Source organism: Sphingobium sp. WCS2017Hpa-17 (assembly GCF_031843765.1).
Lineage (GTDB): Bacteria > Pseudomonadota > Alphaproteobacteria > Sphingomonadales > Sphingomonadaceae > Sphingobium.
Genome location: NZ_JAVTIV010000007.1, coordinates 170,450 through 185,512, shown reverse-complemented (window position 1 = coordinate 185,512; position 15,063 = coordinate 170,450). Strand labels below are relative to the sequence as shown.

Sequence of the window (15,063 nt, the reverse complement as noted above, 5' to 3'; positions counted from 1 at the left end):
CGGCCATTCCCCTCCCGCCTGCGGGAGGGGCAGCGAGACTTGCGCGCGCAGCGCGTTAGTCGCAGCGGGGTGGGCTGTCGCGACGTCCAGCCCACCCCCTAGCCCCCTCCCGTAAACGGGAGGGGGAACATGTCCGCTTCTGCTCAAAACCCGCCATCTGGCCGTCCACATGACAGGCCACTACCAATGTAGGATAATCTCTGATCTGTCCTGTCGGATAACCCGTTCGGCCCCTCATCCCGGCACGCCCGATCCGCTCACCCCGTCACGCAGGCATGATCCGACCGGCGCCTTGTCATGCCCTGACCGGCGCGGCGCAACGACCCTAAGGGCGCGTTGCCGGCGCATGTCGGTGACCTTCATGGCGCTTGAGCAGTGCATCGTCGCGGATTTTCTACCATTTCTCGTCGCCAGCGACGGTGTGAACTTCGCTCCTCGCCCATGGAGTGACCCCGGAGTGACCTTGCAAAGCCCACCCGTCGCCACCGACATCCCGAATCATCCGGTGGTCCGTCGATCGGCCATACCCATCTGCTCCCCCGTCTCCGCTCATAGGTCGCAAAGCAAATCTTGTTGCATGGCGGGTCGCGGGCCTGTTGCTTCGGCAATATAAGCCCCGCTAAAGCCATCGGCATGACGGCCTCCCCCCCATCCCGCCATCCGCTGCAATTTCCCAATTTCCGGGCCTATCTGGTGGGGCGTTTCTGCGCGACGCTGGCGCAGTACAGCATGATGATCATCTTGGCGTGGCAGGCCTATAATATCGCGCGCGAAACGATGACGACGGCCGGCGCGTCGGCACAGCTGGGCCTGATCGGCCTCGCCCAGTTCCTGCCGCTGTTCCTGCTGACGCCCGTCACCGGATGGGTCGCGGATCATTATGACCGGCGGATCATCACCCGCCTCACGCTGGCCCTGCTCACCATGGCGTCGGCCTTGCTGGCGTTCGCCACCTATGAAGGATGGGTCAGCCTGCCGCTGATCTTCTTCATCGCGGTCATCGTCGGAATCGCCCGTGCGTTCAACGGGCCGGCCTATGGCGCGCTGGCGCCCAATCTGGTGCCGGCGGCGGTGCTGCCCAATGCCATCGCCCTGTCCTCCGTCGCCTGGCAGGCGGGCGACATATTGGGCAAGGCACTGGGCGGCTATGCCTATGCGATGGAACCCTGGTTCGCCTATGCGCTGTCCGCCGTCCTGTTTGGGGTCGGGCTTGTTTCCATGCTGATGATCGGGCCGGTGCCGCAACCGCCACGCCAGCAGGGTCGCCACCCCATCCGCCAGATGATCGACGGCTTCACCTATGTGAGGGGCAACCGGCTGGTATTGGCAACGATCACGCTGGACCTGTTCGCGGTGCTGCTGGCCGGCGCCACGGCGCTGCTGCCGGTCTATGCCCGTGACATCCTGCATGTCGGGTCGGAAGGCTATGGCCATCTGGCCATCGCACCCGGCATCGGCGCGGCGGTTACGGCTTTATGGTTTTCCTTCCGCCCGATGAAGAGTCAGGTCGGCCTGAAGATGCTGGGCGCGGTCATTCTGTTCGGCCTCGCCACCATCGCGTTCGGCTGCACCGCCTTCCTGCCGCGCGACATAGCGGTGGAGGCTGGCGTGGCTGCGCTGGTGGTGCTGGGCGGCGCGGACATGGTATCTGTGTTCGTGCGCCAGTCGCTGGTCCAGTTGCATACGCCCGATGCCATGCGCGGGCGCGTGTCCAGCCTGTCGCAGCTCACCATTTCCGCCTCCAACGAACTGGGCGAGGCGGAGTCCGGTTTTCTGGCCGCCATGGTCGGGCCGATCGCGGCGGTGATCGGCGGCGGCGTCGGTGCTATCATCATCACCATCATCTGGGCGCGACTCTTTCCTGAATTGCGCCTTGCACGTAGCTTCGATCCACCCGACATCGGGCGAGCGGAAAACAGCCAGGAGAAGCCTTCATGAAAGCTGCCACGATTCTCGAAACCATCGGCAATACGCCGCATGTCCGCATCAACCGGCTGTTCGGTGATGCCGAAGTGTGGGTGAAGTCGGAACGGTCCAACCCCGGCGGGTCGATCAAGGACCGCATTGCCCTCGCCATGATCGAGGCGGCCGAGGCCAGCGGCGAATTGCAGCCCGGCGGCACCATCATCGAGCCGACGTCGGGCAATACCGGCGTGGGTCTGGCCATGGTCGCGGCGGTCAAGGGTTACAAGCTGGTGCTGGTCATGCCCGAAAGCATGTCGATCGAGCGGCGTCGCCTGATGCTGGCCTATGGCGCCAGCTTCGACCTGACGCCGCGCGAAAAGGGCATGAAGGGCGCGATCGAGCGCGCGCTGGAGCTGGTGTCGCAGACGCCGAACAGCTGGATGCCGCAGCAGTTCGAGAACCCGGCCAATATCGACGTCCATGTCCGCACCACGGCGCAGGAAATCCTGGCCGACTTCGCCGACACGCCGATCGACGCGCTGATCACCGGCGTGGGCACGGGCGGCCACATCACCGGCGTGGCCGAAGTGCTCAAGAAGGCGTGGCCGAACCTGAAGGTCTATGCGGTCGAGCCGACACTGTCGCCGGTCATCAGCGGTGGCCAGCCCGGTCCGCACCCCATTCAGGGTATCGGCGCGGGCTTCATCCCGGCCAACCTGCACACCCAGCTGCTGGATGGCGTGATTCAGGTCGATCCGGCCGATGCCAAGGATTATGCCCGCCGCGCCGCGACGCAGGAGGGCCTGCTGGTCGGCATTTCGTCCGGCGGCACGCTGGCGGCGATCGCGCAGAAGCTGAAGGAACTGCCCGCCGGCAGCCGTGTGCTGGGCTTCAACTATGATACCGGCGAACGTTATCTGTCGGTGCCGGACTTCCTGCCGGAATAAGGCAGGACGCTTCACAGCTTGTCGGAGCGCGCGCTGCCCCTATGACGGGACCGCGCCCTTCGACAGGCTCAGGGCGAACGGAGTTGGGAAACCAGTCGCGCGTGATCCGAATCCATTCTTCCTCCCTCCCCCACTGGCCTACCCTGCTGTGCTGGATCGTCTGGGCCTTGCTGTTCGTCGGCCTGCCCATGGGTGTCGCGTCCTGGGAAAGCCGACAGCGATCCGGTGATGTGCCGGCGCACTTTGCCGCCGCTGTGGCGGCACGAATGACGCGTCCGCCCACACCTCCTCCCCCGGTCGAGCCGGTGCAGGTCTATGCGCTGGAGCGGGATCAGGCTGTAGCGCTCAACAGCGCCATACCCTTCTCCCGCGACCCCAATCCGGCTGCCCGGCCCTTTCTGTTTTCAGGCTCCGAAATGGACCTGGCCCGCGCCGTCGACTGCCTCGCGGCGGCGGAAATCTATGAGGCCGGCGACGATGCGGTCGGCGAGCAGGCGGTGGCGCAGGTGGTGTTGAACCGGGTCCGCCACCCCGCTTTCCCCAAGACGGTATGCGGCGTGGTGTTTCAGGGGCAGGAACGCCGCACCGGCTGCCAGTTCACCTTCAGTTGCGATGGGGCACTGGCGCGCACGCCCAGTCAGGCGGCTTGGGCACGCGCGCAGGAGATTGCGCGCGGCGCGCTGGCGGGCAAGGTCTACAGGCCGGTCGGCCATGCCACCCATTATCATACCGACTGGGTCGTGCCCTATTGGAGCGATAGCCTGGACAAGATCACGGCGGTCGGCACGCACCTCTTCTTTCGCTGGCGCGGCTGGTGGGGGACACCGCCGGCCTTTCGCCAGAGCATCGACAAGGGGGAGCCGCTGATCGGCCGGATCGCGCGCTTCTCGCCCGCGCATAAGGGCGGACCGGATGCGCCGCTGACACCGCCGCCGGTGCTGACGGCCGAGGCCGCCGCCGCGCTGGCTGCGAAGCCGCTACAGGCGATCGGCGCGGAGTCGCTCGGCAAGACGGTGGCCGGCGTGCGGCTGATCGCGATCGCGCCGGGGGCGAAAAGCTTTCTGGTCGAGCTGCCCGGCAGCGGCGCGGCGGATAGCTGGCCGGCGATGGCGCAGACCTTTTGCGCGGGCCGGGCCGAATGCCGGATCATGGCCTGGCGCCCCGGCACGGTGCCGGCCGGCCTGCCGCTGAGCGACGGGCAGATGGCGACGATGAGCTTCGCCTATATCCACAATACCGGCAGCGGGTTGCAACGCGCGCTGTGGAATTGCGCGCAGACACCCCGCGCCGCAAAGGGCGAATGCATGCGCCAGCGCATCCCGACGGTGACCCCGACCACCGGTGTGGCCGAACCGGGCCTGTCGGGGGTGCGCCGCAAGGAGCGGTTCGAGACGGTGAAGATCGCGCCCGTCACGCCGGCAAGTGAGACACCGAAATAAACGGGTGAATCGTGCTGCGCATCTGGTGGATTTGCCGCGCAACCTCGTTATGGTATGTTATTACATTCTTAGCGAGGAACGAACATGGTGACGCGGCGGGCTTTCCTGGGGAGTGGCGGCGCGCTGGCCGGCGGCCTTGCGATCGGCACCAGCGAGCCCGGCGCGGCGCTGAGCCTGGGCGACCCGGCCAATGCATGGCCGGCCGATCCGCCTTTCTACTTCCCGGTCGATATGGAGGATTTCAAGCTCGCGCAACGCATGTTGGGGACGCTCTATCAGGTCAACCGCACTGTCGCCACCTTCGACGCGGCCTATTATGGCGCGATGACACTGCCGGTGCAGGCCGCCTATGAGGCGCGGTCGCGCTGGGTAAATCGCCATCATGCACTGTTTCTGCGCAATGCGGCCTACGGCCATCCTCGCGACGTCGAACTGGACAAGTCGCGAGCGGCCGTCGCCAAGCTGCTGGGCGCATCGACCGAAGAGATCGCGCTGGCCGGGGGCGGGACGGAGGCGCTCTATGCGCTGATCGCCAATTATGCGCTGCTGCAACCGGGCGACGCCGTGATCTATGCCGATGTCGATTATGACGAGATGCAGTTCGCCTGCGACTATCTGGAAAAGAGCCGGGGCGCACGGATCGTGCGCTTCTCGCTACCGGAACCGCATAATGAGGCCAATATATTGGCGGCCTATGAGAAGATATTGAAGAACACCCCGCGTGCAAAGCTGTTGCTGTTGACGCACCTGTCCAACCGCAGCGGGCTGGTGCCGCCGGTCAAGGCGATCGTGGACATGGCGCGGGCACGCGGGGTGGACACCATATTGGACAGCGCGCAGGCGGTGGGCCACCTGCCCTTCACAGTGGACGACACCGGCGCTGATTTTATCGGCTTTTCGTTGCACAAATGGCTGGCCGCGCCGCTCGGCACCGGGGGCATCTATATCCGCAAGAACCGGTTGCAGGATATCAGCCCCTGGCTGGGCAATCGCATCCATGGGCGGGAGGATATTCGCGCGCGCATCCCAACCGGGACGGTCGATTTCGCCGCACGACTGACGGTGCCGCGCGCGATCACAGTGCATGAGACGATCGGCGCGACGGCCAAATATCGGCATTTATTGCGGTTACGTAACTATTGGGCCGACCGGGTGCGCGATATCGAAGGGCTGGAGATGCTTTTGCCCGACGAACCGGACCGCCATGGCGCCGTCGCGGGTTTCCGCCTGCCCGGCATGAAGGGACCGGACGATGCGAAGAGGGCAGCGGCACTGTTTCTGGAGAAATATCGACTGCTGGTCGTGGCCAAGGCCGGCCTGGCGTCCGGCCCGGTGCTGCGGGTAACACCAGCCCTGTTCAACACCAGCGCCGAACTGGACCGGCTGGTGGCCGCGATCCGGGCCGAGCGCGGGCTGTTTAGCTGACCCCCTTCACAAACAGGGACATAACGCCTATATCGGCGTCAATCCGGTTGTCCTGCGACGCTATACGTTGTTGGTCGACCGTCCCCCGGATCGCTCGGGGTCCAGCATCGAATTGCGCGCGAAGCTGGCGGAATTGGGCGACTTTCGACGGGTCATCAGGTGCTGATAGTGCGGATCGGACAGTCCCGGCCCGCACTTTTTTGTGTGGAATGCAGGGTGCGAATCACCCGCTGCTCCATGGCGCTTCGACTGAATTTTCGCCGGGATGCGGAAAAACACGACGAACTGACGACGTTTAGACAGGTAACAGGCAGGAACCGCATGGCGACCAAGGCTCTCCCCCCCATCAGCAACACCGGCGCTAAGAAGCGCATCCGCAAGGTGTTCGGCGACATCCACGAAGTGGTGCAGATGCCGAACCTGATCGAGGTCCAGAGGGAGAGTTACGAACAGTTCCTGCGTTCCGATCCGTCGATCGGCTATGTGTCGGGCCTGGAAAAGACGCTGCGCAGCGTCTTCCCGATCCGCGATTTCGCCGGCACCGCCGAAATGGACTTCGTCCATTATGAGCTGGAAGACCCGAAGTACGACGTCGAGGAATGCCGTCAGCGCGGCATCACCTATGCAGCGCCGATGCGCGTCACCCTGCGCCTGATCGTGTTCGAAGTCGATCAGGATACCGAAACCCGGTCGGTTCTGGATATCAAGGAGCAGGACGTCTACATGGGCGACATGCCCCTGATGACGGGCAACGGCACCTTCATCGTCAACGGCACCGAGCGCGTCATCGTGTCGCAGATGCACCGTTCGCCGGGCGTTCTGTTCGACCATGACCGTGGCAAGACCCACTCGTCGGGCAAGTATCTCTTCGCTGCGCGCGTCATCCCCTATCGCGGTTCGTGGCTCGACTTCGAATTCGACGCTAAGGACATCGTCAACGTCCGTATCGACCGCAAGCGCAAGTTGCCGGTCACGGCGCTGCTGTTCGCGCTGGGCCTGACGCCGGAAGAAATTCTGGGCGAATTCTACAACAAGGTCACCTATGTCCGCGGTGAAGGCGGCTGGGTCATCCCTTATCTCCCCGAAGCATGGCGCGGCCTGAAGCCGGCGTTCGACATTGTCGATGCCGCGTCGGGCGAAGTCGTGTTCGCCGCCGGTCACAAGATCAGCCCCCGCGCCGCCAACAAGGCGGAAAAGGACGGTCTGGCCACGCTGCTGATCCCGACCGAGGAAGTCTATGGCCGCTACAGCGCCTATGACCTCATCAACGAGAGCACCGGTGAAATCTACATCGAGGCCGGCGACGAGGTGTCGCCTGAGAATCTCGAAAAGCTGGATAAGGCGGGCATCGACCGCCTCGAACTGCTCGACATCGACCATGTCGGCACCGGCGCGTGGATTCGTAACACGCTCAAGGCCGACAAGGCCGAAGACCGTGACCAGGCCCTGAGCGACATTTATCGCGTCATGCGCCCCGGCGAACCGCCGACGAAGGAAACCGCCGAAGCGCTGTTCGCCGGCCTCTTCTTCGATCCGGAACGCTATGACCTGTCGGCCGTGGGCCGCGTCAAGCTGAACATGCGCCTCGACCTCGACGCCGAGGACACGGTCACCACCCTGCGCACCGAGGATATCCTCGCGGTCGTCAAGGAACTGGTGAACCTGAAGGACGGCAAGGGCGAAATCGACGATATCGACAACCTCGGCAACCGTCGTGTCCGTTCGGTCGGTGAGCTGCTGGAAAACCAGTATCGCGTCGGCCTGCTGCGCATGGAACGCGCGGTCAAGGAACGCATGTCGTCCGTCGACGTGTCGACCGTGATGCCGAACGACCTGATCAACGCGAAGCCCGCCGTGGCCGCCGTGCGTGAATTCTTCGGCTCCTCGCAGCTGTCGCAGTTCATGGACCAGACCAACCCGCTGTCGGAAGTCACCCACAAGCGCCGCGTGTCGGCCCTTGGGCCGGGCGGTCTGACGCGGGAGCGCGCAGGCTTCGAAGTCCGCGACGTTCACCCGACCCATTATGGCCGTATCTGCCCGATCGAAACGCCGGAAGGCCCGAACATCGGTCTGATCAACTCGCTGGCCACCTTCAGCCGCGTCAACAAGTACGGCTTCATCGAAACGCCGTACCGCAAGGTCGTGGACAACAAGGTCACCGACGACGTCGTCTATCTGTCGGCGATGGAAGAGGCCAAGCACACGATCGCGCAGGCCAACGCCGAAGTGAATGCCGACGGCACCTTCGTCGAGGATCTCATCTCCGCCCGTGAGGCCGGCGAGTTCCTGATGGCGCCCAAGGACCACATCACCCTGATGGACGTCAGCCCCAAGCAGCTGGTGTCGGTCGCCGCATCGCTCATTCCGTTCCTGGAAAACGATGACGCCAACCGCGCGCTGATGGGATCGAACATGCAGCGTCAGGCCGTGCCTCTGGTACGGGCCGAAGCGCCGTTCGTAGGCACCGGCATGGAAGGCACGGTCGCCCGTGACTCCGGCGCCGCCGTCGCGTCCAAGCGTGCGGGCATCGTCGATCAGGTCGACGCGACCCGTATCGTCATCCGCGCAACCGGCGACATCGAAGCCGGCCAGTCGGGCGTCGACATCTACACGCTCCAGAAGTTCCAGCGGTCGAACCAGGACACCTGCATCAACCAGCGTCCGCTGGTGAAGGTGGGCGACCTGATCGAAGCCGGCGACGTGATCGCCGACGGCCCGTCGACCGAGTTCGGCGAGCTGGCGCTGGGCCGGAACACTCTCGTCGCGTTCATGCCCTGGAACGGCTACAACTACGAAGACTCCATCCTGATCTCCGAACGGATCGTGAAGGACGACGTCTTCACCTCGATCCATATCGAGGAGTTCGAGGTCATGGCCCGCGACACCAAGCTGGGGCCGGAGGACATCACCCGCGACATCCCGAACGTCGGCGAAGAAGCGCTGCGCAACCTCGACGAGGCTGGCATCGTGTATATCGGCGCCGAAGTGGAGCCGGGCGACATTCTGGTCGGCAAGATCACCCCCAAGGGTGAATCGCCGATGACCCCGGAAGAAAAGCTGCTCCGCGCGATCTTCGGTGAAAAGGCCAGCGACGTGCGCGACACGTCCCTGCGTCTGCCGCCGGGCGTGGCCGGTACCGTCGTGGAAGTCCGCGTGTTCAACCGCCACGGCATCGACAAGGACGAACGCGCCATGGCGATCGAGCGGGAGGAAATCGACCGTCTCGCCAAGGACCGTGAGGACGAACGTGGCATTCTGAACCGTGCGACCTTCAACCGTCTTCAGGAAATGCTGCTGGGCCAGACCGCTTCGGCCGCGCCCAAGGGCGTCAAGAAGGGCGTTGTCATCGACGAGGCCCTGCTGGACGAAGTCGAGCGCCACGAATGGTGGAAGTTTGCGGTCGAGGACGACAGCCGTCAGGCCCAGATCGAAGCGATCAAGGGCCAGTATGACGAGGCCGTGAAGTCGATCGTCGACAAGTTCGAGGATCGCGTCGACAAGCTTCAGCGTGGCGACGAGCTGCCGCCGGGCGTGCTGAAGATGGTCAAGGTGTTCGTCGCGGTGAAGCGCAAGCTGCAACCGGGCGACAAGATGGCCGGCCGTCACGGGAACAAGGGTGTGATTTCGCGCATCCTGCCGATCGAGGACATGCCGTTCCTGGAAGATGGCACCCATGTCGACATCGTGTTGAACCCGCTGGGCGTGCCGTCGCGCATGAACGTCGGGCAGATCTTCGAAACGCATCTGGGCTGGGCTGCCCGTGGCCTTGGCCAGCAGCTGAAGCACGCGCTGGAAGACTGGCGTGAGGCCAATCCGAACCCGCAGCCGGGCGACATGCCCGATGCGGTCAAGGAACGGCTGCTGACCTCCTATGGTGAGCGCTATGCCGAGCAGATCGAAGCCCGTTCGCCTGAACAGATCATCGATCTGGCCGAGCATCTCCAGCGCGGTATCCCGATGGCAACCCCGGTGTTCGACGGCGCCCGCGAAGCGGACGTTTCGGACATGCTGGAACGCGCAGGCCTGCACACGTCGGGTCAGAGCGATCTGTTCGACGGCCGCACCGGCGACCGTTTCGACCGTAAGGTGACTGTCGGCATCATCTACATGCTGAAGCTGCATCACCTGGTCGACGACAAGATCCATGCTCGTTCGATCGGGCCCTACTCGCTCGTTACCCAGCAGCCGTTGGGTGGTAAGGCGCAGTTCGGTGGCCAGCGCTTCGGTGAAATGGAAGTGTGGGCGCTCCAGGCCTATGGCGCTGCCTATACCTTGCAGGAAATGCTGACGGTGAAGTCGGACGACGTGGTCGGCCGTACCAAGGTCTATGAGGCGATCGTCAAGGGCGACGACACGTTCGAAGCCGGCATTCCGGAATCCTTCAACGTGCTCGTCAAGGAAATGCGCTCGCTGGGCCTCAACGTCGAACTCGCGTCCATGGACCCCGTGGCCGAAGACGACGACGGCTTCGCGGCAGCGGCGGAGTAAGGGACAGGAATGAACGCGAAACTGGCCAAATTTGCAGAGACAGCCGGTTGGCTGACCGCTCTCGTGATCTGGCTCAGTTTCGCCTTCTTCCAGTGGGAGCGTCATGGGTTCTGGGCCATCGCATGTACGCCACTAGCATGCCTTTGGACCTACCGGATGATCCGCTCCTTTCGCGCGCCCAAGCCGCAGATTGACTGAATTCACCCCATCAAGGGACTGAAAAAATGAACGAACTGACCAACTTCGCAAACCCGGTCCAGAAGGCCGAAACCTTCGACCAGATTCAGATCGGCCTTGCCTCGCCCGAGCGCATCCGGTCCTGGTCCTTCGGCGAAATCAAGAAGCCGGAAACCATCAACTATCGCACGTTCAAGCCCGAGCGTGACGGCCTGTTTTGCGCGCGCATCTTCGGTCCGATCAAGGATTATGAATGCCTGTGCGGCAAGTATAAGCGCATGAAGTATAAGGGCATCGTCTGCGAAAAGTGCGGTGTCGAAGTTACCGTGAGCAAGGTGCGCCGTGAGCGCATGGGCCATATCGAACTGGCCGCACCGGTCGCGCATATCTGGTTCCTGAAGTCGCTGCCCTCGCGCATCGGCCTGCTGCTCGATATGCAGCTGAAGCAGCTGGAGCGCGTCCTCTACTTCGAATCCTACATCGTCACCGAACCGGGCCTGACGCCGCTGGAGAAGTTCCAGCTGCTGACCGAGGACGAACTGCTCGACGCGCAGGACGAATATGGCGAAGACGCCTTCTCCGCCGGCATCGGTGCTGAAGCCGTCAAGCAGATGCTGATGGACCTCGACCTGGAAGGCGAGAAGCAGGCGCTGCTGGACGAACTGGCCGTCACCAAGTCGGAACTGAAGCCCAAGAAGATCATCAAGCGCCTGAAGGTCGTCGAGAGCTTCCTGGAATCGGGCAACCGCCCCGAATGGATGATCCTCGACGTCGTGCCGGTCATTCCGCCGGAACTGCGCCCGCTGGTGCCGCTGGACGGTGGCCGCTTCGCGACGTCGGATCTTAACGACCTGTATCGTCGCGTCATCAACCGTAACAACCGCCTGAAGCGGCTGATGGAACTGCGCGCGCCGGACATCATCGTCCGCAACGAAAAGCGCATGTTGCAGGAAGCCGTCGACGCCCTGTTCGATAACGGCCGTCGCGGCCGCGTCATCACCGGCGCCAATAAGCGTCCGCTAAAGTCGCTGTCCGACATGCTCAAGGGCAAGCAGGGCCGCTTCCGTCAGAACCTGCTCGGCAAGCGCGTCGACTATTCGGGTCGTTCGGTCATCGTGACCGGTCCTGAGCTGAAGCTGCATCAATGCGGCCTGCCCAAGAAGATGGCGCTCGAACTGTTCAAGCCGTTCATCTACGCGCGTCTGGATGCCAAGGGTCTGTCCATGACCCTGAAGCAGGCCAAGAAGTGGGTCGAGAAGGAGCGCAAGGAAGTCTGGGACATCCTGGACGAGGTAATCCGCGAGCATCCGGTCATGCTGAACCGCGCGCCGACGCTTCACCGTCTTGGCATTCAGGCGTTCGAACCCGTCCTGATCGAAGGCAAGGCGATCCAGCTGCACCCGCTCGTCTGCTCGGCCTTCAACGCCGACTTCGACGGTGACCAGATGGCCGTCCACGTCCCGCTCTCGCTGGAGGCCCAGTTGGAAGCGCGCGTGCTGATGATGTCGACCAACAACATCCTGTCGCCTGCCAACGGCAAGCCAATCATCGTGCCTTCGCAGGACATGGTGCTGGGTATCTATTATCTGTCGATGGAGCGCGTGGGCGAGCCGGGCGAAGGCATGCTGCTGGCCGACATGCAGGAGGTCCATCAGGCCCTCTATGCCAAGGCCGTCACCCTGCATTCGAAGATCATCAGCCGCGTGCCGCAGACCGACGAAAATGGTCAGCAGTATATGAAGCGCTTCGAAACGACGCCGGGCCGCATGCTGCTGGGCGAATGTCTGCCCAAGTCGCACAAGGTGCCCTTCGACGCCGTCAACCGCCTTCTGACCAAGAAGGACGTCGGCGACGTGATCGACGAAGTCTATCGTCACACCGGCCAGAAGGACACGGTGCTGTTCGCCGACGCCATCATGGCGCTGGGCTTCCGCCACGCATTCCAGGCCGGCATCTCGTTCGGCAAGGACGACATGGTGATCCCGGATTCGAAGGAAGGCTCGGTCGCCGAAACCAAGGCGCTGGTGGCCGACTATGAGCAGCAGTATCAGGACGGTCTGATCACGCAGCAGGAAAAGTACAACAAGGTCATCGACGCCTGGAGCCGTTGCGGCGACGTGGTGGCGAACGCCATGATGGACGAAATCCGTGCGATGCCGATCGACCCGGAAACCGGTCGCCAGAAGCAGATCAACTCGATCTACATGATGGCCCACTCCGGTGCCCGTGGTTCGCAGGCCCAGATGAAGCAGCTGGCCGGTATGCGCGGCCTGATGGCCAAGCCTTCGGGCGAGATCATCGAAACGCCGATCATCTCGAACTTCAAGGAAGGTCTGACCGTCCTTGAATATTTCAACTCCACCCACGGCGCCCGTAAGGGCTTGGCCGACACCGCGCTCAAGACGGCGAACTCGGGTTACCTGACCCGCCGTCTGGTCGACGTGTCGCAGGACTGCACCATCGTCGAGGAAGATTGCGGCACCGAAAAGGCGCTGGAGATGAAGGCCATCGTTCAGGGTGGTTCGGTCATCGCCTCGCTCGGCGAGCGCATCCTGGGCCGCACCACGGCGCAGGACATCGTCGACACCAAGGACGGCACCGTCATCATCCCGATCGGCACCCTGCTGGACGAGCCGATGATCGCGAAGATCGAAGCGATCGGCACGCAGGCCGTGAAGATCCGCAGCCCGCTGATCTGCGAAAGCCGGATGGGCGTGTGCGGCAAGTGCTACGGCCGTGACCTGGCCCGTGGTACGCCGGTGAACATCGGTGAAGCCGTCGGCGTCATCGCGGCCCAGTCGATCGGTGAACCGGGCACGCAGTTGACCATGCGTACCTTCCACATCGGCGGCGCGGCGAACTTCAACGAAACGTCGAACCTGGAGGCTCTGGCCGACGGTACGATCGAACTGCGCGACATGCCGACGATCACCGACAAGAACGGTCGCCGTCTGTCGCTCGCCCGCAACGGCGAGATCGCGATCATCGACAGCGAAGGCCGCGAACGCGAAACGCACCGCCTGCCCTACGGCGCCACCATCCTGTTCGCAGATGGCGATGCCGTGAAGAAGGGCGAACGCTTCGCCGAGTGGGATCCCTTCACCATGCCGGTGATCACGGAAAAGCCCGGTATCGTTAAGTATGTCGACCTGATCGACAATAAGACGCTGACCGAGCAGACCGACGAAGCCACCGGCATCGCCCAGCGCGTGGTGATCGAACATCGCGGTGCGGCCCGTACGAAGGAAGATCTTCGTCCGCGCCTGACCCTGATGGACGACAATAGCGGCGAAGCCGCCCGCTACATGCTGGCGGTCGGCGCGACCCTGTCGGTCGACGATGGTGCGCAGGTTCAGGCCGGTGACGTGCTGGCGCGTGTCAGCCGTGAAGCCGCCAAGACCCGCGACATCACCGGTGGTCTGCCGCGTGTTGCCGAGCTGTTCGAAGCCCGCAAGCCCAAGGACAATGCGATCATTGCCAAGGTGTCGGGCCGCGTGCAGTTCCTGAAGGATTATAAGGCGAAGCGTAAGATCGCCATCAATCCCGAAGATGGCGGCGAGCCGGTCGAATATCTGATCCCCAAGAGCAAGGTGATCGACGTTCAGGAAGGCGACTTCGTGAAGCGCGGCGACAACCTGATCGGCGGTTCGCCCGATCCGCACGACATTCTGGAAGTGCTGGGTATCGAGCCTCTGGCTGAATATCTGGTCGCCGAAATCCAGGAAGTCTATCGCTTGCAGGGCGTGAAGATCAACGACAAGCACATCGAAACGATCGTTCGTCAGATGTTGCAGAAGGTCGAGATCATCGAGTCCGGCGACACCACCCTGTTGGTGGGCGAGCAGATCGACCGCGAGGAAATGGACGAGATCAACGCCAAGCTCCAGCCGGGCTTCCTGCCCGCTGCTGGCAAGCCGGTGCTGCTCGGCATCACCAAGGCCTCGCTCCAGACCCGTTCGTTCATCTCGGCGGCCTCCTTCCAGGAAACCACTCGCGTCCTCACGGAAGCGGCGGTTCAGGGCAAGAAGGACACGCTCGTTGGCCTGAAGGAAAACGTCATCGTCGGCCGCCTGATCCCGGCGGGTACCGGTGCCGGCATGAACCGCCTGCGCGTTGCCGCTTCGTCGCGTGACGCGGCGCTGCGAGCCGCGCTGCGCGCCTCCAGCCAGGTGGACCTGATCGCACCCAAGTCGGCGGCTGCCGAACGGGCTGCCGAGCTGGCACAAGGTCCGGAAGCGGCGATCGGCAACGATCCGCTGGCGGCTGTCGAAGGGGAAACCCATGGCAGCGACGCGGACGCGGGCGATTACCTGCTGAAGAGCGACGGCGAATAAGCCCTTTGAAAGCCTGGGAGCCGCACCCTATATGGAGTGCGGCTCCCAGCCCTTCCCTTCCGCGAGGACGGGAAGATATGCCCGTCGGACGCATCTGCGTCCGGCGGGCTTTCTTTTTGTCCGATGGGAATCCGACGCGGCCGGTCTGCGGAAAAGTCATGCAATTATATCAGAAAAGCGCTTGACCGACTCTGCAACCCCGCCTATCTGCGGCGTCCCAAGCGCGGTGCGCTCAGGATTGATGCCCGATCCTCTAATGGTAAGAGAGCGGACTCTGACTCCGTCAATCAAGGTTCGAGTCCTTGTCGGGCATCCAAATCCCAAAATAAATCGGTCGCTTAATTCTTG

7 protein-coding genes and 1 tRNA gene are annotated in these 15,063 nt (G+C 63.4%); all 8 read left to right on the top strand.

What is annotated here, in order from left to right; genetic code table 11:
• Positions 1-633 precede the first annotated feature (633 nt).
• The 8 genes from RQH62_RS12885 (at position 634) to RQH62_RS12850 (ending at position 15,031) form a co-directional block, all read left to right on the top strand.
• Positions 634-1,938, top strand: a complete 1,305-nt coding sequence (locus RQH62_RS12885) for an MFS transporter (protein WP_311269151.1) — start codon at positions 634-636, stop codon at positions 1,936-1,938.
• Positions 1,935-2,852: a cysteine synthase A gene (gene cysK / locus RQH62_RS12880; RefSeq protein ID WP_311269150.1), complete on the top strand. Its 918-nt coding sequence runs from the start codon at positions 1,935-1,937 to the stop codon at positions 2,850-2,852. Before RQH62_RS12885 ends, cysK begins: the two co-directional genes overlap by 4 nt.
• 110 nt (positions 2,853-2,962) lie before the next feature.
• Positions 2,963-4,291: a cell wall hydrolase gene (locus tag RQH62_RS12875; protein WP_405053547.1), complete on the top strand. Its 1,329-nt coding sequence runs from the start codon at positions 2,963-2,965 to the stop codon at positions 4,289-4,291.
• An 84-nt stretch (positions 4,292-4,375) separates the two neighbouring features.
• Complete coding sequence (locus tag RQH62_RS12870) at positions 4,376-5,716, top strand: aminotransferase class V-fold PLP-dependent enzyme (RefSeq protein ID WP_311269149.1); 1,341 nt, start codon at positions 4,376-4,378, stop codon at positions 5,714-5,716.
• A gap of 321 nt (positions 5,717-6,037) precedes the next feature.
• Positions 6,038-10,204, top strand: coding sequence for a DNA-directed RNA polymerase subunit beta (gene rpoB, locus RQH62_RS12865; protein WP_311269148.1), 4,167 nt, complete (start codon positions 6,038-6,040; stop codon positions 10,202-10,204).
• Between the two features lie 9 nt (positions 10,205-10,213).
• Entirely contained in the window at positions 10,214-10,402 is a 189-nt protein-coding gene (locus tag RQH62_RS12860) for a hypothetical protein (RefSeq protein WP_311269147.1), read from the top strand.
• 26 nt (positions 10,403-10,428) lie between these two features.
• Positions 10,429-14,715 carry a DNA-directed RNA polymerase subunit beta' gene (gene rpoC, locus RQH62_RS12855; protein WP_311269146.1) on the top strand — a complete coding sequence of 1,429 codons (4,287 nt, stop codon included), beginning with the start codon at positions 10,429-10,431 and terminating at the stop codon, positions 14,713-14,715.
• A 242-nt stretch (positions 14,716-14,957) separates the two neighbouring features.
• Positions 14,958-15,031: transfer RNA gene (locus tag RQH62_RS12850), tRNA-Gln, on the top strand.
• The last annotated feature ends 32 nt before the right edge of the window (positions 15,032-15,063 follow it).

Coding starts and splice junctions, on each gene's coding strand:
- RQH62_RS12860 (WP_311269147.1), top strand. CDS start 10,214: ATGAACGCGAAACTGGCCAAATTTGCAGAGACAGCCGGTTGGCTGACC.
- RQH62_RS12870 (WP_311269149.1), top strand. CDS start 4,376: ATGGTGACGCGGCGGGCTTTCCTGGGGAGTGGCGGCGCGCTGGCCGGC.
- RQH62_RS12885 (WP_311269151.1), top strand. CDS start 634: ATGACGGCCTCCCCCCCATCCCGCCATCCGCTGCAATTTCCCAATTTC.
- cysK (WP_311269150.1), top strand. CDS start 1,935: ATGAAAGCTGCCACGATTCTCGAAACCATCGGCAATACGCCGCATGTC.
- rpoB (WP_311269148.1), top strand. CDS start 6,038: ATGGCGACCAAGGCTCTCCCCCCCATCAGCAACACCGGCGCTAAGAAG.
- rpoC (WP_311269146.1), top strand. CDS start 10,429: ATGAACGAACTGACCAACTTCGCAAACCCGGTCCAGAAGGCCGAAACC.